Consider the following 17,347-nt stretch of genomic DNA (forward strand, 5'->3'; position numbering starts at 1 on the left):
CCCGCTAATGTTATTTTTAGGTCAATTGGATTGATCAGCGTGTGAATATAGATGTCAATCATGGATCTTGACAGGGATTTTTGCTGAGTAGCTGGTTGCCGAGGGGAAAAAGACTAAAGACGAATCAGTGAGCAGAATAACGTTAAAGGACAGACTATGAACAATAGTGTAGACATGCAGAAAGAGCTTAAAGAGCTCGTAGAGTTGGTAAGATTGGACGAAAAGTTCACCGTTGTGATTGCCAGCGGCGCTTTACCACTTGATCCATTGTCAAACCAACATCATCAGCAGCGCTTGACTCGTATCACCGAATTATCGGGAAAGTACGGAATTGCGTAACGATATCCAGATACAAGACTTATACTTTTTTGGAAGTATTGGACTCAATGTAATCGTCTGCAAACTTTATTAATTTCTCTAAGTATTCAACTGACTCAACCTGAAGAGACTTTTCATAAAGATCTTGGCGGAGCGCGATCAGCTGTGCTCTTAAAGAGTCCTGACCGCTAGGAAGCAGCTCTGCTGGGGATACATTTAGAGCCGTGGATATTCTAATTAAGTGTTCAATATTCGGAAGGGTTTTTCCCAGCTCGTAGCGGCTGATCACCGGGGCATCGCAAGCCACAAGCTCAGCCAGGTCAGCCTGGCTCATACCGCTGGCTTTTCGGAGAGCTTTGATTTTGACTCCGATCACGCGACGTAGATTGTCCACAGGGCTACCAAGAAAATTTAATAATTTCATAAGGTTAGTCTTATAAAAAGGTAGAAAAATACAAAACTTGTAGAATAATATTTACTTTTTTTCTAAAACGATTTAATTTGTCACCTGGCAATCCGCTGCCCACCGGCCCTCTTGGCTCGGCGGCGGTTGAAAATGCTTTCCCAAGCCGATCACAACAGCCCCTGCACCAAACGGTTCGGGATTTCGGAAGGGCGCCCGCTAGGATGGTTCTGCATATGCGAAACTGGTACGTTCTAATTCATAATTCCTCGAATCATCAGTCGCTTACAGAGTTGATCAAGAGGCTGGACGTTGAGGTGTATTCGCCTTGCAGGGTCACACTTCGTAAGCGCACGGATCGGCCTTCATCCGTGCGCCGTGAGCTTCCGTTGTTCCCCGGCTATTTGCTGCTGAATTTTGACCCGTATGTGACTCACACCACAGAAATCACAGCTTTGAATGGTGCCCATGGGTTTGTTCGATTCGGCGGGGACGCTTGTGTTGTCCAGGACAGTGTGGTCGACGCATTAAGGGATTTGATCCTGTTACGCACTGATCGCACCTTCAATTGCATTGAATATCGCAATCTGCCATCTGAGCTGGCCAAGTCCCTACACCTCATCATTGACATGCACTCCGAGGTCGCCCGTAAAGCCGCTTTTTTTGCGCTCCTTGCACAGGGCAATTCATTGCAACGTCTAACCAGTCGCCCAGGTGGCCGCGTGTATTCAGCGGTTCACCCTTTGTAGTAGTTGATTACCTAAATTCGAATTAGTGCTCTGAGCCTCGGCTAAAGGAGCGCCGGACCTCATGCACCCTGCCCCAATCACTTAGGGCATTCAGAGCTGTAGCGTGCATGTTGTAAGGACCTGTGATCCATGGCGAACAGATGCTGTTTGACGCTGTGAGAAGGAAGCTCGAAGCCCGCACCGAAGACGAACGGCCAGCCCTGCAATCAGCAGCGGGTAACTGACCAGCACCGCTGACGCAACAACCCCCGCCTGCCGCCAGTAGCGAGGCGGGGGTCACCATTCTCACCCCATCTAATTTGTATTCACCGCCAGGCCCTTGCCTGGCGGTGTTTTTGCGCTTTCCCAACCCATAGGAGTTCCCATGGAGCTACCAGAAGATGAAGCGATGTCCGCAACTACAACAACAACCAGCGTCTACGTCCGTGCAATCAGAGTGGAGGCACTGAATAAGGCCGCTACTAAGGTCAGCTACGAAACCAACAGCCCTAAGCAAATGTCCCCGTCCGGGCTAGCTCGATACCTGATCGATAACTACTTGGAAGTGGCTGTTCAAAAGCTGATTGATGACTCAAAAAAATAGTCATTTCAGGAGGCTATTATGCAAAAGCGACTACTTCTAACCGTTCTGCTCATATCCCTATCGGGATGCAACACCACCGCACCAAAGGTCGCCCAGGTGCCAGCAGGACAGTGGGTGGATGAGCAGATTGTGCAAAACGCTACCTCACTGAGTCAGGCGCAGGCCCGGTTACACCAGACCAGCTCTGTGCGAAACACTGCTCCTCTCACGGCACCGGCACCGTTGCCTGCAAAAGTCCAGGTGCCCGCCGTCAACCCTCCCATAAGGCCAGCGCCTAGCTCTGGAGGTTAGCCATGCGTTCGCTATGGCTCATCTTGGCGTTATCGATACCGTTGCCGGCAGCGGCGTTTTGTTTTCAAGAGGCAGGCCAGCGTTATCAGCAAGATCCCCTGTTACTGGAGGCTATTGGTGTATGGGAGAGCAACCTGCGGCAGGGGGCTGTGAACCATAATCGGGACGACACCGGAAAAATCATCAGTTCCGATTACGGCGTCATGCAGATCAATACCGATAACGCTAATCGGCTGGTCCGCCTGGGGCTGATCAAGCGCCCGGAAGACCTGCTGGCTGATGCCTGCTTCAACGTGCAGGTAGGAGCTTGGGTACTAGCCCGCCACCTTCGGGTGTGTGGCAACACCTGGCGTTGCCTCGGGTCGTACAACGCCGGCTTTCATCCCTCGGCTCGACAAGAAAACAAACGCCTGCGCTACGCGCAGGGCATTAGGGCGATTTACAACCGCCTCAAAGCGCTTGGCGCCACGCCGGGCAACCTCGCAATCCGTTAATTACTGCACCCTGTCCAGGGTGTCAGGAGACCCTTGATGAAGCTCTCTTTTGTTGCTGCGCCTGCGGTGGCTTTGCTGCTGGCCGGCTGTCAGTCTTTTTGCGAAAAGAAACCTGTAGCGCCTCCCCCTGCACCGCCCGTGGTGCTTGCTAAGGTCCCAGCCCAGCAACAAACGCTGTGGATGGAGGGCGTTATTAATACTCGCTCTGCCTTACCGGCTGACGCGATTCGTACCCAGGGCGACCTGGTAGCGGTTGACTGGAGCGCGGATGCGGTCGAGCTGCTTTCCCACCTGGCTCTCCAGCGTGGCCAGAAATTTACCTGGACCGGTGTTCGCCTGCCTTTGCCCGTTAACATCAAAGTCAACGGCATTACCTACCAGAATCTATTGCGCCTGGTAGAAATGCAGACGGCATGGCGTGCCACGCTGACCCAGCTTCCAGGGCAATTGAACCTAGCCTTTGCACAGGCCGAGCCTCAGAAGAAGGCAGGGGGGCGTCAGTGAAAAAAACCATTCTGACGCTGGCCCTATTGCAGGGCTTGCAGGGGTGTGCCCACACACCACCCGCCACGACACCTGATGCGCCGCCGCCTGTTGAGAGCTACTTGGTTCCTGCCCGCCCGGCGTCAGAGGATGTGTCTGAGTCTCGCCGCCAGTTGCTGGAGGAATCAGGGCGCACCATAGGTTTTCGTGGTGGTAAGGCTGAGCGTGCCTGGGAGTTACGTCAGGCGCTGGACGGCCAGATAGGGCGTCTCGATAGTCTTTACGACTTTCGCACCCTTATCAGTCGCCAGGGCTGGCTCCCACCCGTGATCGATGAGGCGGTGGACGTGGCGCACATCACGCCACGGCAGATCCGCACAGCGAGCCATGTTTACGAAATTATCCTTCCAGAGCGGTTTGTCAGTAACCCTCCGTCCTGGCGCACTTGGTTGATGGCTGGGCTGGCATCGTCCACCACCGATGCGGCGTTATCGGTAACGCCTGAAAACAGTGTGCAGAAGGGGCTTTGGCAAGCGGCAATTCGCCAGGGTTGGGGTGAAGGGCGGTTGAGTGCCGACCAGACACTGGAAGCCAACTTCAATCGCCTGACCCGTGATTACCGGGGGATGTTGTTGTACTCGCAGCTTCTGCGCCAAGGCTTCATCACGGCGCCAGTGGTCACGGACCAACAGCAGACTGTCACTGGCGATCGGCAGAAGCTCACCACGGGCGACCGGGTGCGCAAACTCAAGGAAAATGCCGGGTTTATCCCTGATAAAACCAAGTGGCGGCCGGTGATACGGAAGGTGCAGCCATGACCCAGGCTACGAGTTTTGAGCCTTATTCGTTTGACGGGGGATTGACCGGCACCTCACTACGCGAGTTTTTCGTCTGGTGTGCGCGAAAAAACGTCAGTGATATCCATATCCAGGGCGGCAACCATCTGGTGGTTGGGCATCACGGCCGCTTGCGCCAGGCCAGTTCGTTCGTGCTGGCTGATGACACCTTTTCCAAGCTGCTCGATGAGGTGTTCAACCCGGAAATCCGGGCGACGGTGCGAGGAGGCCGGCCTGTAGACCGGGCATTGCAACTGGATGGTGATATGTATCAGCGTTATGGACTGGAGCGCGGGGAGCGATTGCGCTTCCGTTGCAACTTTGTACAGGCCACCGCTGGACGGCTTGATACCACCATTGCTCTGACGATGCGGGTTATTCCCTCAGATATCACACCGCTGCCACAGCTGGGCCTTGAGGATGACCTGTTCGAGGCGTTGTTGCCGGCCAGTGGATTAGGGCTGATCGGTGGGATTACCGGGTCAGGGAAAAGCACCCTGGCAGCCTCGATCTATCGCTTCTGCCTGGACACGGACCCTGACCGTAAAGTGACCACGACGGAGGACCCCATTGAGTTCGTGCTTGGGCGTGCGGGTGATGTCTTGCTCCCGACTCAGTTGCAGATCGGCCGTGATGTGCCGAGCTATGCCGAAGGCATACGGGCGCACCTGCGCCGCGCGCCGTCGATTATCGGCGTAGGGGAAATGCGGGACTTGGAGACCTTTCAGGCGGGCGTTCTCGCGGGCCAGTTGGGTCACTTCAATCTCAGCACCTTGCACATTCACTCCCCCGGCGAAGCCATTCCCCGGTGCCTGACGATGGTGCCGTCTGAAATGCGTGAAGCGACGGCCCGCGATCTACTGGGGGTACTGCAGTACATCGTCGTGCAAAAGCTACTGCGTACCACGGATGGCAAGCGTCAGGCGGTGCGCGAATACATCCTTTTCGACGATCCGCTGCGTGCCCAACTGGCCGGGATGCCATACACCCAGTGGGGCCAGCATATCGACGGGATTATTCGTACTGAGCAACGTCGCTTTGCCGATCATGCTTGGCGGCTTTACCAGGGCAACCGGATTGACCGGCGAGAATTGGCGGTGGCCATGTCGGCTTCTCAGTTGCGCGAACTGGAAAAGCGAGACAGATCATGAGCAGATTTTCGGCACTAACGCGCCCGATCAGCCGTGGCCTGATGCTCTCGACGTTGCTGTTTAACCTGGTGTTAACGGCTCAGGCGGCAGAGATACAAGTCGGTTTCTCTCCGGAAGGAAGTGCTGAGCAACTGGTACTCAATGTGATCCAGGATGCCCAGCATCAGATCCGCTTGATGGGTTACAGCTTCACGTCGCCCAAGGTCGTTAAAGCCCTGGTCGCCGCGCAAAAGCGTGGCGTTGATGTCCAGGTGGTGCTTGACGCACATGGCAACGAAAGCAGGGCCAGCCGCGCCGCCATGAACCTGTTGGCCAAGGCTGGAATCGGTCTGCGGACGAATGCCGCGTACAAGATCCAGCACGACAAAGTGATCATCAGCGACGGGCAGAACGTGGAAACCGGCTCGTTTAACTACTCGACCTCGGCAGCCAAGGCCAACAGCGAAAACGCGTTGGTGCTGTGGGGCTTTCCGGCGGTGGCCAGTGTGTATTTGGAACATTGGCAATCACGCTGGGAGCAGGGTCAGCCTTATCAGCTGACCTACTAAAGGGTTGTCACAGAGGTTCTAGGGAGGAGAACAATCATGTGTGAAGACGATTGCCAATGTTACTTGGAGTCGGATGAAAACAAAGAATACAAGGCCGTTGAAGAACAGATCATCCACTGCACGCCAGAGCAAGCTTGGGCCATGTATTTCGTCTCGACCGGAGTGGTGCGTGAACACATCACCCTGGCGGTGATGGAGCAGATCGCCAGGGGCAACACGGCACTGCTGGTTGAATTCCCTGAATTTGCACCGGCAGGGAAGGGGGATCACGAATCAGGCTAACGCGGATCGCGCAAGCCTTTACCACGAAGGAGCCATCTATGGCTGATCAACAAAACTTCCTTCAACCGGGGTATTGGCGCAACGCCTCACGCCCTCTTAATGTTTATGGCATTCCAGCACCGTTGTTCTTGCTGTACCTGGTGTGGTTTCGCTTCCCATCGCTGAATACGATTTTTGTTATCAGCGCCATTATTGGCGGCTTTCGGCTGCTGTCGCTATTTGGCTGGACGCTCAAGGTGCTGGTCACCCGATTGACCCACTTGATGCGCGGTAAACGGCTATCCGGTCGGCCCTGGTGGTACCGGCGTTTTACCGAAGGGGATTGAGCAGGAGCGCAGATATTGCGCTGGGAGTAAATAACGGAGGCATGATGAATGACATTATCCATTGATGATGCCAAGGCACTCGTAATAGATTTCTGTGCTACTTACCCAGTAGCGTCCAGCCTTGGCTACAAACTCAGAGAAACCCAGGAGGAACTATATGGACCGCACGCCACCCGAGAAGCCGCAGGAACAATCCTCGGTTCGTTTCATCCAGGAGGAGGACGAGTCCTTTTCGCCACTTCCAACTTTGGTTCGGACGAAGAGTTTAAAAGATCTCTTAGGCACGAAGTCCTTGGACACTTTGGAATCAACACCTTCAACCCCGCCGAAAAACGAGCAGTCCTAGACGGGATTGTTGGGGCTCGCAACGAGCCCAGTATGGCCGGTATCTGGGCTAAGGTTGATCAGCTTTACCCCGGGATTAGCGACTCGCGCAAAGCTGAGGAAGTATTTTCCTTTGCCTGTGAGGATATCGAATCACTTGCGTACGGCAATGCCATTGGGGGCGCGCAATCTTTTCGTGAAACCTGCATCGAGCGCTCCCGACCAATGCAGATCCACGACCTCATCAACGTCACCACAATGGTTGCCGAGGGCCTGCATGACCGCAGCCGGTCACAGCAGATCTTTCCGGCGTCGGACGATGCCCAGTTCAAATTAGAAACCACCCCCAACACCTCCGAGTACCCGGTTTGGCTGGCCGTGCCACATGACGCGCGTGAGGTTGTTCGCGCAGCGGCTGGAAAGCTTGAAAACGGTCAGTCGGCAATCGGATGGGACAAAGAGTCGAGCTTGTGGTTTGCCCGCCCGGGCGCAGACCTTGACCGTCTTGCGCAGTGGTTGCCCGATACCAGCATTCGGTCGGGTGGCGGTGATCCTGAGGCCGAGTTTTTGGACGCCTTGACCCGTGAAGGGCTAGTGATTCAAGGGATGCCGGTGATGGATGGCCAGCGGCATCGAGTGGCCACCGTAGAAGATAAAAAGGGCAATAAAAGCGGTGTGTACCGAGGGTTTTTGGATCGTCGCCCTGGAGGGTGGTTTATCAACTATCACCGGGCCGAAACGGAAAAATCAGTGACCAAATGGAGTGCCAGGGGAGGGGAATCCGACCCCGTGGCACGTCTACATATCCGCGCCGCCGCCCGCCAGTCGCAGGAAGATGCAGTGCGTGTGCGCGAGCAACTGTATGCCCAGCAAACCCTGGCTGCCAAAAGGCTCTATGACCGATTGCCTGGAGCAGACCCCGCGCACCCGTACTTGGTGCGTAAGGGAATCCCCCCTACGCCCGACCTACGCCAAACAAGAAACGGCGCCCTGGTGGTGCCGTTTTTTAATGCCTCGGGAACGTTCAAAACACTGCAGTACATCCCCCCGGACGGGGAGAAGTACCTCTTTAAAGATGCGCCTAAGCAAGGGCACTTTCTGGTTGTGGGTGGCTCGCTGACCCCTGGCCAACCGGTGCTTTATGCCGAGGGCTACGCCACGGCGCGTAGCGCGAACCTCGCCACGGGCCTGCCGGTGGTGATGACCATTGATGCCGGAAACATGGTGGCCGTCGCCAAGGTTTTGCATGAGCAAATGCCCGATAGCCGGCATGTGTTCTTGGCGGACCTCGATCACGCCAAAAAGGAGAACAAGGGGTTGTTGATGGCCACCGCGGCGGCTGAGCAGGTCGGCGGTCAGGTTCTGTACCCAGCATTCACTGATGAAGAAAAGGCCCGTGGCCTGACCGACTTTAACGACCTTCACCTGTCCCGGGGACTGGATGCCCTGCGCAACCAGATTGGCCCGGTATTGGCCCATGACAATGAGGTGCCCACCATGCAGGAAGAGAAAGATGTTCTAGATTCGGCTGATACCTCAGCCCTTGTAGACTCCGTATTACCACCCGCCGCTCCAGAGCCGTTGACCTTCACCCACAACGGCGAACCCGTCACGATCGACCTGGAGCGTTTTCAGTCACAACCGCAGATCGAGCAACCCACGGCAGCGATTGAGCAGGACACTCCAACTGCTCCAGCGCCGTTGACCTTCACCCATAACGGCCAACCGGTGACGATTGACCTGGAGCGCTTTCAGTTACAACCGCAGATCGAGCAACCCGCGGCAGCGATTGAGCAGGACACTCCAGCTGCTCCAGCGCCGTTGACCTTCACCCATAACGGCCAACCGGCGACGATTGACCTGGAGCGCTTTCAGCCACAGCCAGCTACGCTGGCAAGTCCCGTAGCGCAGGATGAAAAATCAGTGAACGGCCCGCGCTGGATTATTGAGCGTCGTGACACATTCACGCAGCCCATTGAAACGGTAGTGATTGGTGAAACTGATAGCGCCGCCGAAGCGTTGGCTGTGTTCCTCAGCAAAGCAGATACCACTGTTATAGACAACCGCACAGGCGAAGTGGAGGGCCGCACGTCGTGGGTCAGGGATGGAGCTGCACCCGAATGGACACCTTCGGCCAAGCTCGAAGCGATGGCCAGCATGGAAGAAAAAGGCATCTCCTTGCCACAGACGCGGACGGGCGTGTCTGCAGGTGACCGACAACTGGCCGAAAGCCTTATGCTTGCAGTCAATCACCCCGATCATGCCAGTTTCGCCCACCAGTTGTTGACCCGCCGAGTTGTTACCGCGACGAGTGAGGCGTTCGGGGAAGCTGTACCGGGTATCCGTGCGTCGACCTTACCGGCGCAGTGGAGCGGAGAAGCACGAACTCTCCCTGTTGTTACCGAAGGTAGTTACGAGGCCGGTGACGAGCAAGACAGGCCAACAGCGCCAGGTGAACAACCGAGTCACTGGCGGATCGAGGTTAAGGATGCTAGCGGTGAATGGCAGTGGTTTGCCCACGACTTCAACGCAGACGGCGTAACAGCCAAGGCGATAGCCCAGCGACTAAACACTATTGGCAAAATGGCCGGTCTTGCACCAGAGCCGTCAGCCGGGCGGTTTGTCGAGCCACAAGCAGCGCCGATTGTATCGGAGCCACTGGTACCCTCCGCGCCGCTGAGTAATCCGGCAGCAATCGAAGCAACACTGGAGCGGGTGATTGGAGTCGATGAAACGACTCGTTCGCAGCCACGCGCTGAGGAACAATTGAATATTCCCCTTGCACCACCGGGCAGCGCAGAGACTGGTGCTGGACCCGCGGTGCAGACCACTGAGCGTCGGGAGTTGGAGTCAGAAGTAGAGTCGATTGCTCATGACACCACGCCATTGGCTCCTGCACCGTCAGCAAAAAATCTGGAGCATGAAGCACTTTTACCTTCGGACGATCCAGCCATCATGTCCCGGCCGGCAGGCGGGACAGGTAATGATCCGTCTCCTGCCGTCGTGACCGAAGTAGATGCAATCCTTGTCGGTGCCCCACGGCCAAGGGGAACGGAGGCCGAGCCACAGATCAGCCATATGGATCTGGATGCACTGCTGGCACGCATTGATAGGCAGATGCAGGGTGATACGGTTCTCTACACGCTCGATGGTGAGCCCGCGTTTGTTGACCATGGCGCGCGCTTGGAGATGGCCACAGGGGCCGGGCAAAGTGATGAAAAAGTCATCGCGGCACTGCTAACAGCTGCGCAATTTTATCGCGGCCGAATCGAACTGACCGGCAGTGATGAGTTCAAGGCCAAGGCGATCGGTTTGATTGCGCAGCATCAGATCAACGTCGAGATGAAAAATCCCGTTCAACGGGCATTGCTGGACGACGCCCGTAAAGCGCTAACGACAGAACCTGTGGTACGCGATGCCATTGCCGGCGAGGCTCCGCCTGCATTCGGTCCAGCTCCTGCTCAGCCTAGTCTCGTGATGCCAGAGGCGGTGCCGCCACCGCCTCAAGCTGCGCCAGTGTTAGTGGATGAAAAAATGGGCACCGTGTCACAGCCCGCCGCGCCACACCGGGCGGCTGAGCCAGCACCTGAAAATGTCGTTGCACAACCTAAAGGGGTTGCCGCGGAAATTCACCAACCCGCTGAAAAGGCCAAGGATGGCGTTGTAGGGAAAGTGATGGATTGCGGAATGGCACCGTACCACTTTGATAAAAGTAACGACCCAACTGCCTATATCAAGCTGCGCACCAAAACTGGTACGCAGACCTTTTGGGGCAAGGAGCTGGCAGGGTTGATGCGTGAAACCCGTGTTCAGCCAGGGAAAATGGTGACATTGCAATGGTTGGGTAAAGAGGCGGTCGTAGTTAAGGTTCCACACAAAAATGAGCACGGTGTCACGACTCACTTTGAGGACAAGAATGCCCATCGCAACCAATGGGCACTCACCGTGAAGGGAGCTGCAACGGTTCGTACCGGTCAGGATGAGGGGGTAAAACTGGCTCCTTATGACGCAGCCCGATTTGCCGTAGTACAGCAAACCGTGATTAACCGTCTGGGACTGGACCTGCCAGTACCCACACCACCCGCTCAGGGCCTGTACTGGATGACCCCAAACGGCCAGGGCAGTGCAAAGGCTGGGGATGAGCTGTCGGCGCAACGTCCGGCTATTGACCCGAGAAAGTCAGCAGGGCAACCGGTGATCAGCAGTTGGTCGCAAGACGGGCACCTGGACATGCTTCTGGTGCGCGGTGATGGCCCTTACCTGCAAGGTGTGGTGCGTCAAGGTAATGAGTTCCAGCATGTGTTGGTTAGCTTGCCTGGTACTCAGGACGCGCCGCCGATGGTGTTTAACGCCATTACACCAGAGGGGCTTGTGCCGATTGGCACGGGCAATGCCATTAACCGCTCAGGCGGTGTGCCAGTTTCTCGGGAAAACATCGCCTTCAAGCTTGAAGGCGACAACGCAACGCGCATCGCCAAGCTTGATGCGCCTGCCGATATCCCCCCCGCCTTGCATGCCCGGTTGGGCTTTGATGAGCGCTGGAAGGAGGACAACTCCCTCCCAAAGTCAGCACCCACAGCGGCACCGGCAGCACAGCCGAACGATCCACGCCCGGCCTGAGCAAGAAGAAACGCTAACAGCAAAGGTACTCACTATGTTCAAGAAAAGCATGTGCGCAGCACTGCTGACGGCTTTGTGCTGCTTGCCAGTTGTGGGAAATGCAGCGATTTGCCGCTCAGGCCAAGCGGCCAGCGCAGGCAGTCAAGCCGGTTACGAGCAAGCCAAACGGGCATCGGATGTATGGGCAGAGCGTGAGCGCACCGTCTCCGATGAACTCCAGGACTGCTTGGCACGTATTCGCACCACCAGCATCAGCTTGCCGTCATTCCCGAGTCTGTCGGATTTGCTGAACCAGCTAGCCGATCAGATATGCCAAGCAGCGGTGGACAAAATCAATAGCCATATCCCTAGCACCATTGATCCCTGGCGGTCCCATGGAGGTTTGTTGTGAACTCATTCCCTGATAATTCGGTTCAGTCCGATCAGCCGCCTGTCGAGCCAAATACAGCCTCGGCGGCGGATGAAGAGACGTTTAAGCATGCGGTAAATGCGCAGAACAAACGAGAAATTGGCGCCGCGTTTGCCCACCGCTGTCTGACGGCCGTGCTGTGGCTTGGCCCCGCCCTAGTATTGTCGGTGAGCATAAATGGGTTTCTTGTCTGGAAAGTCGCTAATCCCGACGTGAAGTACTTCACCACTGAAAACGGGCGAGTGACCAAGGTCATACCGCTGGATAAGCCCGGTTTTGGCATGAGCGACGTGGCAGCTTTTGGCGCTGACACGATCCGCGAGAGTTTCACCCTGGACTTTGTGCATTACCGCGACCAGATGACCCGCCTCGGTGAGCGTTATTCCGAAGTAGGTTTCCAGGACTACTACAAGGCCCTGACGACTTCGAACGTGCTAGAGGCGGTCAAGGAACAGCGCATGAACCTTTCGGTCGATGTGGGCCCGGGGATAATACGTAGTAAAGGCGAATTAGGTGGCCGGTATGTGTGGGAGTTTCAGTACCCGGTCACTCTGAAATTGCATGGGCAACAGTCCGGTAGCCCGCCGTTGCACTTCATCTTTACCCAACGTATCCAGCGCACCGACGTGCGTGTGAAAAACGCCGGCCTGGAAGTGACGCAAGTCATCACCAGCAATACCAACTGAGGCGAGGACGGTGCGCCGCCCCTTCACACCAGCTCAATAACCGACAGGCTTTACGCACGTTGACCCCTAGGTCTTCGATGTCACGAGGGAACCCTATGAAAACCACCTTTGCGCTCGCCTTATGGCTGGCAGCAGGCGGCTACGCCTGGGCGAATGAAACCGTCAGCCGGCAGGCGACACCGACGGCATCCGCCGAACCTACAACCACAGCAACGGCACCCGCTGCAGCTCCTCCCTCCAGTACGGGGACGCCTTCGGGCTGGGTATCGGGGGCTTCACTTACCTCAACAGCGCCGGGAGCCAGCATTCCCAGCCAGGCTGGGCCAGTTCCCGATACAGGGAAAGCTGCGGCGGCCCCGTTGCCTTCGGGCAACGATCCATTGCCGCCGCCACCGTCTCCGCTGTTTCAGCAGGCACAAGAGACGGTTTCACCACTGACCCCGCAAGAGATTCGTCAGTTGCGAGGGCAGGTTGAGGATATTAACCAGGCTATCGCTGCACCACAGGTCACGGTAGTGCCAAGGATCAGCGCATTGACCGTGAATTTGTCACCTGGAGCCAGTTTGCCGCTTATACGTACTGCCGTGAATTACCCCAGCTCGTTGAGCTGGATGGACAGTACTGGAGCACCTTGGAAACTAGGCGCAGCGCCGATCAGTGGCAACCCTGACTTCAAGGTGTTTTGGATACCGAACAGCCCGGTGATGGTGGTACAGGCCAATAAGCCTTTTAGCAGCGGCAACGTCACCGTCTACCTGGAAGGGTTGGCGGTGCCGATTGTGCTTAACGTCACCAGCGGGGAGCCCGATACAAAAGCGGGCATTTGGACGGTGGATAGCCGCTTGGACATGCGCATTCCCAGCCGGGGGCCAGCCGCTCTACCAGGCGCTGCGCCTGAAACCCGTATCGGGCTGCATGACCGCACGCTGCAGGCCTTCCTTGATGGCATTCCGCCCAAGGAAGCCCGGCGCCTGAAAACGACCGGTGCAGTACCCGATACCTCTGTCTGGCAACTGGGCGATGACCTGTACATCCGCACGCGGGCCGATATCCGCGACGAATTCGAGGCAACGCTGTCGTCGGCAGACGGCACGCACCTTTGGAAATTGCCGGTGACGCCCTACGTATCGTTCTCAGTAATGGGCCAAACAGCGGCACTCAACGTAGCCTTGGAGTAATTAATCATCATGGCAAACGAAAACGATGCAAAACATGACAAAAAGCTCACGCTGGGGCTGATCTGCGCGGCCGTGCTGGCGGTGGTGGGGGGCAGCTATTTCCTGTGGACCTGGCTCACCAGTCCTCCCCCGGAACAATCACGGCTTGACCTTACCCGTGTGACGGTGGCCTCACGTACAACCAGCACGGAAAGCGCGGCTTACCGCGCTTTGTTAAACCAATACAACGAGAACGGGGCTGCTGCGGCTAAAACCCAAAACAACAGCTTTATTGCCAGTATTCCAATGGAGCAACAGACGGTGGCAACACCTGTAGCGGTCGCAAAAAACGCTCCCCAACGGGAAACCACGTCCCGGCGCAGTAGCAGCAGTCAGCAGCAGACCCAAAAAAGTGGAGACCAGAAGGACGATCCGCGTCAGAAGGCATTGACCAAGCTGCTGGCTCGAATCAACCCCGTAATTAAGACTGAAGAACAAAAGCTCAGCGGTTTACAGGTTGCCGAGGTGATTGGGGGGGGCAGTGGCGTGGGTGGTTCTGGCGGCACAATGGTTGGTACTGCAAGCAACTATGATCGCTGGAGTGAAAGCCTTCCAGGTGGCGCCAGGTTACAAACGGCCTCCATGAAGAGCGGCGGCGATGCACCTTATTCCGCAGTGGAAGTGGTGCCGCCGTATTGGCGGGGAGCAGGGGTTATTGATATCGGGGTTGATTCGGACAACAGCACCACGCCGGTTCTCGGCAAGTTGTCCGGACCTTATGCCGGTGCAGTGTTAAAAGCCCCTGATGGGGCCAGGTTGCAGGGCGACGGCGTGGTCATCCACTTCACCGAAATGGCCTTCAAGGGCATCAACTACAAAGTGGATGCCTATGCACTTCAAGATGACACTCTGTTGGCCAACGTGGCCTCTGAGGTGAACCACCGCTACATGTCGCGCATTGTCTTGCCGGCAATACTGGGCGGCATCGGCAACATTAGTGACATGTACACCCAAGCGAATACCCAGGTAGTAAGTAACGGTTTTAGCACTCAGGTTGCTCGACCAGGGACACCAGATGGAACAGCAGTGGCCGGAGCCATTCTTGGTGGCGCTGCTAGCCAGGCTGCCAAAGTGCTAACTGAGGATGCCTCTCGCACCCCCGCCACCCAAGTGAACGTGTTCAAGGGCCAGGTGGTAGCCATTCAGTTCATGCGCGGTGTGTATGCCGGCGATGCAATTGCTCCAGGGCGAAGCGGGGAAGCGGTGCAGTCCGCTGTTCCGGCTCAGGCAGTGATGACGCCACAACCTCAACCCCAGGCCCCAACCCAACCTCAGTCGGCGGATCAATGGCGTGCGCAGACGCAGGCGCGGATCGAGGCGCAACGCAGGCTACAGGAGAATCAACAATGAGCGAGTTTAGTGCTACAGCAGAAGACAAGGTGTCGCCGGTTGTCTCGGCATCTTCTTCCCAATCAGCTGATCAGGGCGTGTGGCAACGCCCGATGATGGGGGGGCTGTCATTACCTTGGATAATCGGGGTTGTGGTGGTCCTAGTGGGAGCCGGGTGGTACTTATTTGGTCCCGACAGTACCCCCACGGTAAATCAGTTGGCTTTTCGGGAAGATCATGACGAGCAAGGCATTACCACCGCAGGGACTGGGACTACACCCCCATTACAGGCCACCTATGACGCAGGAGGGAGCCAGTTTAAAGATGAGGTAGCGGCAATGATCGGCGGTGTTCGCAGTTACGCGGAAACCAACCGCACTGCCATTGGACGCTTGTCGGAAACGGTTAAGTCTCAGGGCGCGGGGTTGACACACCAACAACAGCAACTGGCCGAAGCTCAAGCGCAGCTCAGTGTGTTGTCGGCTCGTTTGTCTTCACTGGAGGCGCGCCCTGTAGCACAGGTGTCCACGCCGCGTGTGGCAAAACCTGCGGCCCGTGTCCGCTCACCGCTCACCGGCATGCGTTTGGAAGCGGTGCAAAACGGCATGGCCTGGGTGTATTGGCAGGACAGAACCTGGGCGGTGAAAGCAGGGGATCAGGTAGGGCAAGTGACCGTGACCCGTATCGATGCTCAATCCCGTGAAGTGCATACCAGCGCCGGCACACTTAAATGAGGTGAGCCATGGGTGGTGGAAATGATGCGATTCAAATGTTGGTCAACCTGTCCCATAACCTACTGGGGTCTTTCGTCAGTCTGGCTTTTACGCTAGGCGGATTTTTTGCCGTCATTGGCGCAGTGACCTACCTCGCTTCCAACGCCAGTGCCTCCCGTAAAGCGCCGGGCCAGTCGCAGAGCGGCGGCAAGGTGATTGCTGTGTTGTTGCTGTGTGGTGGGCTGGCAGGCTTGGATCAGATGATAGGCGCCGCTGCCCGCCAGTTTGGCTGGCAGGGGGCGACTTTCGACGCCATTAGCTACGTGGACGTGGGCACCTTTGGTGTTGCAGCAGACGCAGCTAATGCGGTGTTGAGTCTGGTGCGGATGCTGGGCGTATTTTATGCCTTGCAAGGCATGCTCGCCTGGAAGCGGTCTCTCAAGGATGGTCATTCAGGGCTTACAGCCAGTCAAGATGTATCCAGCGGCACTACCAAGTTTGTCCTGGGCGTTTTTTGCGTATGCAGTCCGTATCTGCTGAGCGCCCTGCAAAAGTCTCTTGGCATGAAGTAAGGCGCCCGGAGATCTAACGCGCCTAAGCGCACCTTTAATCGTTACATCAAACTGATCAATCAATAAGGAGTTGGCCATGTCCAAAGACATGTTGCTGTGGGCTGCTGTGCGCGTCACTGTTTTTAAAGATGGGATGCGACAGCGGATGGTGAAAGGCTTAACGGCGGCCATGGCCGCGAGCCCGGTATTGGCCTTTGCTGGTGATGATATTGCGGGTATGGGGGATGCTGCGGCAGAGGGGGCCAAGTCTTTGCAAAAATCCGCGCTGACGGTCGCTCAATTCGTTGGCGTGATCTTTGTAATTGGTGGGCTGATTGCTGCCAAGACCAAGAAAGATAACCCTCAGATCAAAACCGGTCACATTATCGGGTCCATCCTGTTTGGGGTGTGCCTGGTCGTGATCCCGGAGATCATCAAGCGTTCGCAAACTCAGGTTGGCTTGTCGCCTGTGGACGTGGGTTAAGGAACCACTCTGCGATGACTTCGGTCATCGCAGGGTTACGGGTTACGGGTATTTCTGGCGGGCGTGCAAGACGCGTAAAACATCAACGCTGCCTGATTTGACCTGGTAGACCACAACGTAGTTGGGATGTACGACGCATTCACGCGTTCCTTGAATACGCCCGTATCTGAAGTGATAAGCCGTTTCTGAAAGACCTTCCGTGGCCTTCTTAATGATGTTGTGCAGATCTGTGGCTGCTACTGGGTTTCTCTGGTCGATGTAATCAATGATTTCGTCGAGGTCGTCAAGGGCGACGACTTTCCAGTTAACTGCCAGCACGGGCTTTTCTCTTGGCGGCTAAGCGCTGCTCGAGGAGAGCCATCGCTTCATCATGAGGAATGCTAGGCCGAGGATCATCAAGCGCTTCTTGTACTTTGGCGCGAAACCAAAGGTCGTAACTATCTGCTTGTTCCTGCGTTTCGAACTCTGAAACGATGGGTGAAAGTTGGGCGCTCATAGAGACCTCCTATATAGATACCCATCAGCTTAAACCTTCCTGGGCTTTCTGTCG

21 protein-coding genes are annotated in these 17,347 nt (G+C 56.3%); 18 read left to right on the plus strand and 3 right to left on the minus strand.

Annotated features, from left to right (window positions below; all coding sequences use genetic code 11):
* Window positions 1-156 precede the first annotated feature (156 nt).
* A complete protein-coding gene (locus tag JFT44_RS23800; protein ID WP_198831268.1) occupies window positions 157-339 on the plus strand; it encodes a hypothetical protein in 183 nt (60 codons plus the stop codon).
* Window positions 340-358: 19 nt separating this feature from the next.
* On the opposite strand, the gene JFT44_RS23805 is transcribed toward JFT44_RS23800, so the two are convergent.
* The gene (locus JFT44_RS23805; RefSeq protein ID WP_198831269.1) at window positions 359-742 is read right to left on the minus strand and encodes a helix-turn-helix domain-containing protein; all 384 of its coding nucleotides are present in this window, start codon (window positions 740-742) and stop codon (window positions 359-361) included.
* Window positions 743-957: 215 nt separating this feature from the next.
* On the opposite strand from JFT44_RS23805, the gene JFT44_RS23810 reads away from it, so the two are divergent.
* From JFT44_RS23810 to JFT44_RS23895, 17 genes are all read left to right on the plus strand, one after another.
* Window positions 958-1,470 (plus strand): transcription termination/antitermination NusG family protein, encoded by a 513-nt coding sequence (locus tag JFT44_RS23810; RefSeq protein ID WP_198831270.1) that lies wholly within the window; start codon window positions 958-960, stop codon window positions 1,468-1,470.
* 364 nt (window positions 1,471-1,834) lie between these two features.
* Window positions 1,835-2,053: a hypothetical protein gene (locus JFT44_RS23815; protein ID WP_198831271.1), complete on the plus strand. Its 219-nt coding sequence runs from the start codon at window positions 1,835-1,837 to the stop codon at window positions 2,051-2,053.
* Between the two features lie 293 nt (window positions 2,054-2,346).
* A complete protein-coding gene (locus tag JFT44_RS23820; RefSeq protein ID WP_198831272.1) occupies window positions 2,347-2,838 on the plus strand; it encodes a lytic transglycosylase domain-containing protein in 492 nt (163 codons plus the stop codon).
* 36 nt (window positions 2,839-2,874) lie between these two features.
* Entirely contained in the window at window positions 2,875-3,342 is a 468-nt protein-coding gene (locus JFT44_RS23825) for a DotD/TraH family lipoprotein (RefSeq protein ID WP_198831273.1), read from the plus strand.
* Complete coding sequence (locus JFT44_RS23830) at window positions 3,339-4,139, plus strand: type IV secretion system DotC family protein (protein ID WP_307830488.1); 801 nt, start codon at window positions 3,339-3,341, stop codon at window positions 4,137-4,139. Before JFT44_RS23825 ends, JFT44_RS23830 begins: the two co-directional genes overlap by 4 nt.
* Window positions 4,136-5,308 (plus strand): plasmid transfer ATPase TraJ, encoded by a 1,173-nt coding sequence (traJ, locus tag JFT44_RS23835; RefSeq protein ID WP_198831275.1) that lies wholly within the window; start codon window positions 4,136-4,138, stop codon window positions 5,306-5,308. Before JFT44_RS23830 ends, traJ begins: the two co-directional genes overlap by 4 nt.
* Window positions 5,305-5,856 (plus strand): phospholipase D family protein, encoded by a 552-nt coding sequence (locus JFT44_RS23840; protein WP_198831276.1) that lies wholly within the window; start codon window positions 5,305-5,307, stop codon window positions 5,854-5,856. Before traJ ends, JFT44_RS23840 begins: the two co-directional genes overlap by 4 nt.
* Window positions 5,857-5,892: 36 nt before the next feature.
* Window positions 5,893-6,138 carry a hypothetical protein gene (locus JFT44_RS23845; RefSeq protein WP_198831277.1) on the plus strand — a complete coding sequence of 82 codons (246 nt, stop codon included), beginning with the start codon at window positions 5,893-5,895 and terminating at the stop codon, window positions 6,136-6,138.
* Between the two features lie 38 nt (window positions 6,139-6,176).
* The gene (gene icmT / locus JFT44_RS23850) at window positions 6,177-6,464 is read left to right on the plus strand and encodes an IcmT/TraK family protein (protein WP_198831278.1); all 288 of its coding nucleotides are present in this window, start codon (window positions 6,177-6,179) and stop codon (window positions 6,462-6,464) included.
* Between the two features lie 48 nt (window positions 6,465-6,512).
* A complete protein-coding gene (locus JFT44_RS28785; protein WP_374068275.1) occupies window positions 6,513-11,408 on the plus strand; it encodes an LPD7 domain-containing protein in 4,896 nt (1,631 codons plus the stop codon).
* Between the two features lie 34 nt (window positions 11,409-11,442).
* Window positions 11,443-11,799 carry a conjugal transfer protein gene (locus tag JFT44_RS23865; RefSeq protein WP_198831279.1) on the plus strand — a complete coding sequence of 119 codons (357 nt, stop codon included), beginning with the start codon at window positions 11,443-11,445 and terminating at the stop codon, window positions 11,797-11,799.
* Window positions 11,796-12,503 carry a DotI/IcmL/TraM family protein gene (locus tag JFT44_RS23870; RefSeq protein WP_198831280.1) on the plus strand — a complete coding sequence of 236 codons (708 nt, stop codon included), beginning with the start codon at window positions 11,796-11,798 and terminating at the stop codon, window positions 12,501-12,503. Before JFT44_RS23865 ends, JFT44_RS23870 begins: the two co-directional genes overlap by 4 nt.
* 95 nt (window positions 12,504-12,598) lie before the next feature.
* Complete coding sequence (locus JFT44_RS23875; RefSeq protein WP_198831281.1) at window positions 12,599-13,681, plus strand: DotH/IcmK family type IV secretion protein; 1,083 nt, start codon at window positions 12,599-12,601, stop codon at window positions 13,679-13,681.
* Between the two features lie 9 nt (window positions 13,682-13,690).
* On the plus strand, window positions 13,691-15,070 hold the full coding sequence (gene traO, locus JFT44_RS23880; RefSeq protein ID WP_198831282.1) for a conjugal transfer protein TraO: 1,380 nt from the start codon (window positions 13,691-13,693) through the stop codon (window positions 15,068-15,070).
* Window positions 15,067-15,783: a conjugal transfer protein TraP gene (gene traP, locus JFT44_RS23885; RefSeq protein WP_198831283.1), complete on the plus strand. Its 717-nt coding sequence runs from the start codon at window positions 15,067-15,069 to the stop codon at window positions 15,781-15,783. The genes traO and traP overlap by 4 nt, the downstream gene beginning before the upstream one ends.
* 8 nt (window positions 15,784-15,791) lie before the next feature.
* Window positions 15,792-16,334 (plus strand): conjugal transfer protein TraQ, encoded by a 543-nt coding sequence (gene traQ, locus JFT44_RS23890; RefSeq protein ID WP_198831284.1) that lies wholly within the window; start codon window positions 15,792-15,794, stop codon window positions 16,332-16,334.
* A 76-nt stretch (window positions 16,335-16,410) separates the two neighbouring features.
* Window positions 16,411-16,797, plus strand: a complete 387-nt coding sequence (locus JFT44_RS23895; RefSeq protein ID WP_198831285.1) for a DUF6750 family protein — start codon at window positions 16,411-16,413, stop codon at window positions 16,795-16,797.
* A 42-nt stretch (window positions 16,798-16,839) separates the two neighbouring features.
* Here JFT44_RS23895 and JFT44_RS23900 read toward each other — a convergent pair whose 3' ends face one another.
* On the minus strand, window positions 16,840-17,115 hold the full coding sequence (locus tag JFT44_RS23900) for a type II toxin-antitoxin system RelE/ParE family toxin (protein ID WP_198831286.1): 276 nt from the start codon (window positions 17,113-17,115) through the stop codon (window positions 16,840-16,842).
* Window positions 17,102-17,293 (minus strand): stability determinant, encoded by a 192-nt coding sequence (locus JFT44_RS23905; protein ID WP_198831287.1) that lies wholly within the window; start codon window positions 17,291-17,293, stop codon window positions 17,102-17,104. The genes JFT44_RS23900 and JFT44_RS23905 overlap by 14 nt, the downstream gene beginning before the upstream one ends.
* Window positions 17,294-17,347: the final 54 nt, after the last annotated feature.

This window comes from Pseudomonas sp. MF5691, from assembly GCF_016405645.1.
Lineage (GTDB): Bacteria > Pseudomonadota > Gammaproteobacteria > Pseudomonadales > Pseudomonadaceae > Aquipseudomonas > Aquipseudomonas shahriarae.

Bases quoted from the DNA above. Each gene is read 5' to 3' on its own strand.
- JFT44_RS23800 (WP_198831268.1), top strand. From the start codon at position 157: ATGAACAATAGTGTAGACATGCAGAAAGAGCTTAAAGAGCTCGTAGAG.
- JFT44_RS23805 (WP_198831269.1), bottom strand. From the start codon at position 742: ATGAAATTATTAAATTTTCTTGGTAGCCCTGTGGACAATCTACGTCGC.
- JFT44_RS23810 (WP_198831270.1), top strand. From the start codon at position 958: ATGCGAAACTGGTACGTTCTAATTCATAATTCCTCGAATCATCAGTCG.
- JFT44_RS23815 (WP_198831271.1), top strand. From the start codon at position 1,835: ATGGAGCTACCAGAAGATGAAGCGATGTCCGCAACTACAACAACAACC.
- JFT44_RS23820 (WP_198831272.1), top strand. From the start codon at position 2,347: ATGCGTTCGCTATGGCTCATCTTGGCGTTATCGATACCGTTGCCGGCA.
- JFT44_RS23825 (WP_198831273.1), top strand. From the start codon at position 2,875: ATGAAGCTCTCTTTTGTTGCTGCGCCTGCGGTGGCTTTGCTGCTGGCC.
- traJ (WP_198831275.1), top strand. From the start codon at position 4,136: ATGACCCAGGCTACGAGTTTTGAGCCTTATTCGTTTGACGGGGGATTG.
- JFT44_RS23840 (WP_198831276.1), top strand. From the start codon at position 5,305: ATGAGCAGATTTTCGGCACTAACGCGCCCGATCAGCCGTGGCCTGATG.
- JFT44_RS23845 (WP_198831277.1), top strand. From the start codon at position 5,893: ATGTGTGAAGACGATTGCCAATGTTACTTGGAGTCGGATGAAAACAAA.
- icmT (WP_198831278.1), top strand. From the start codon at position 6,177: ATGGCTGATCAACAAAACTTCCTTCAACCGGGGTATTGGCGCAACGCC.
- JFT44_RS28785 (WP_374068275.1), top strand. From the start codon at position 6,513: ATGACATTATCCATTGATGATGCCAAGGCACTCGTAATAGATTTCTGT.
- JFT44_RS23865 (WP_198831279.1), top strand. From the start codon at position 11,443: ATGTTCAAGAAAAGCATGTGCGCAGCACTGCTGACGGCTTTGTGCTGC.
- JFT44_RS23875 (WP_198831281.1), top strand. From the start codon at position 12,599: ATGAAAACCACCTTTGCGCTCGCCTTATGGCTGGCAGCAGGCGGCTAC.
- traO (WP_198831282.1), top strand. From the start codon at position 13,691: ATGGCAAACGAAAACGATGCAAAACATGACAAAAAGCTCACGCTGGGG.
- traP (WP_198831283.1), top strand. From the start codon at position 15,067: ATGAGCGAGTTTAGTGCTACAGCAGAAGACAAGGTGTCGCCGGTTGTC.
- traQ (WP_198831284.1), top strand. From the start codon at position 15,792: ATGGGTGGTGGAAATGATGCGATTCAAATGTTGGTCAACCTGTCCCAT.
- JFT44_RS23895 (WP_198831285.1), top strand. From the start codon at position 16,411: ATGTCCAAAGACATGTTGCTGTGGGCTGCTGTGCGCGTCACTGTTTTT.
- JFT44_RS23905 (WP_198831287.1), bottom strand. From the start codon at position 17,293: ATGAGCGCCCAACTTTCACCCATCGTTTCAGAGTTCGAAACGCAGGAA.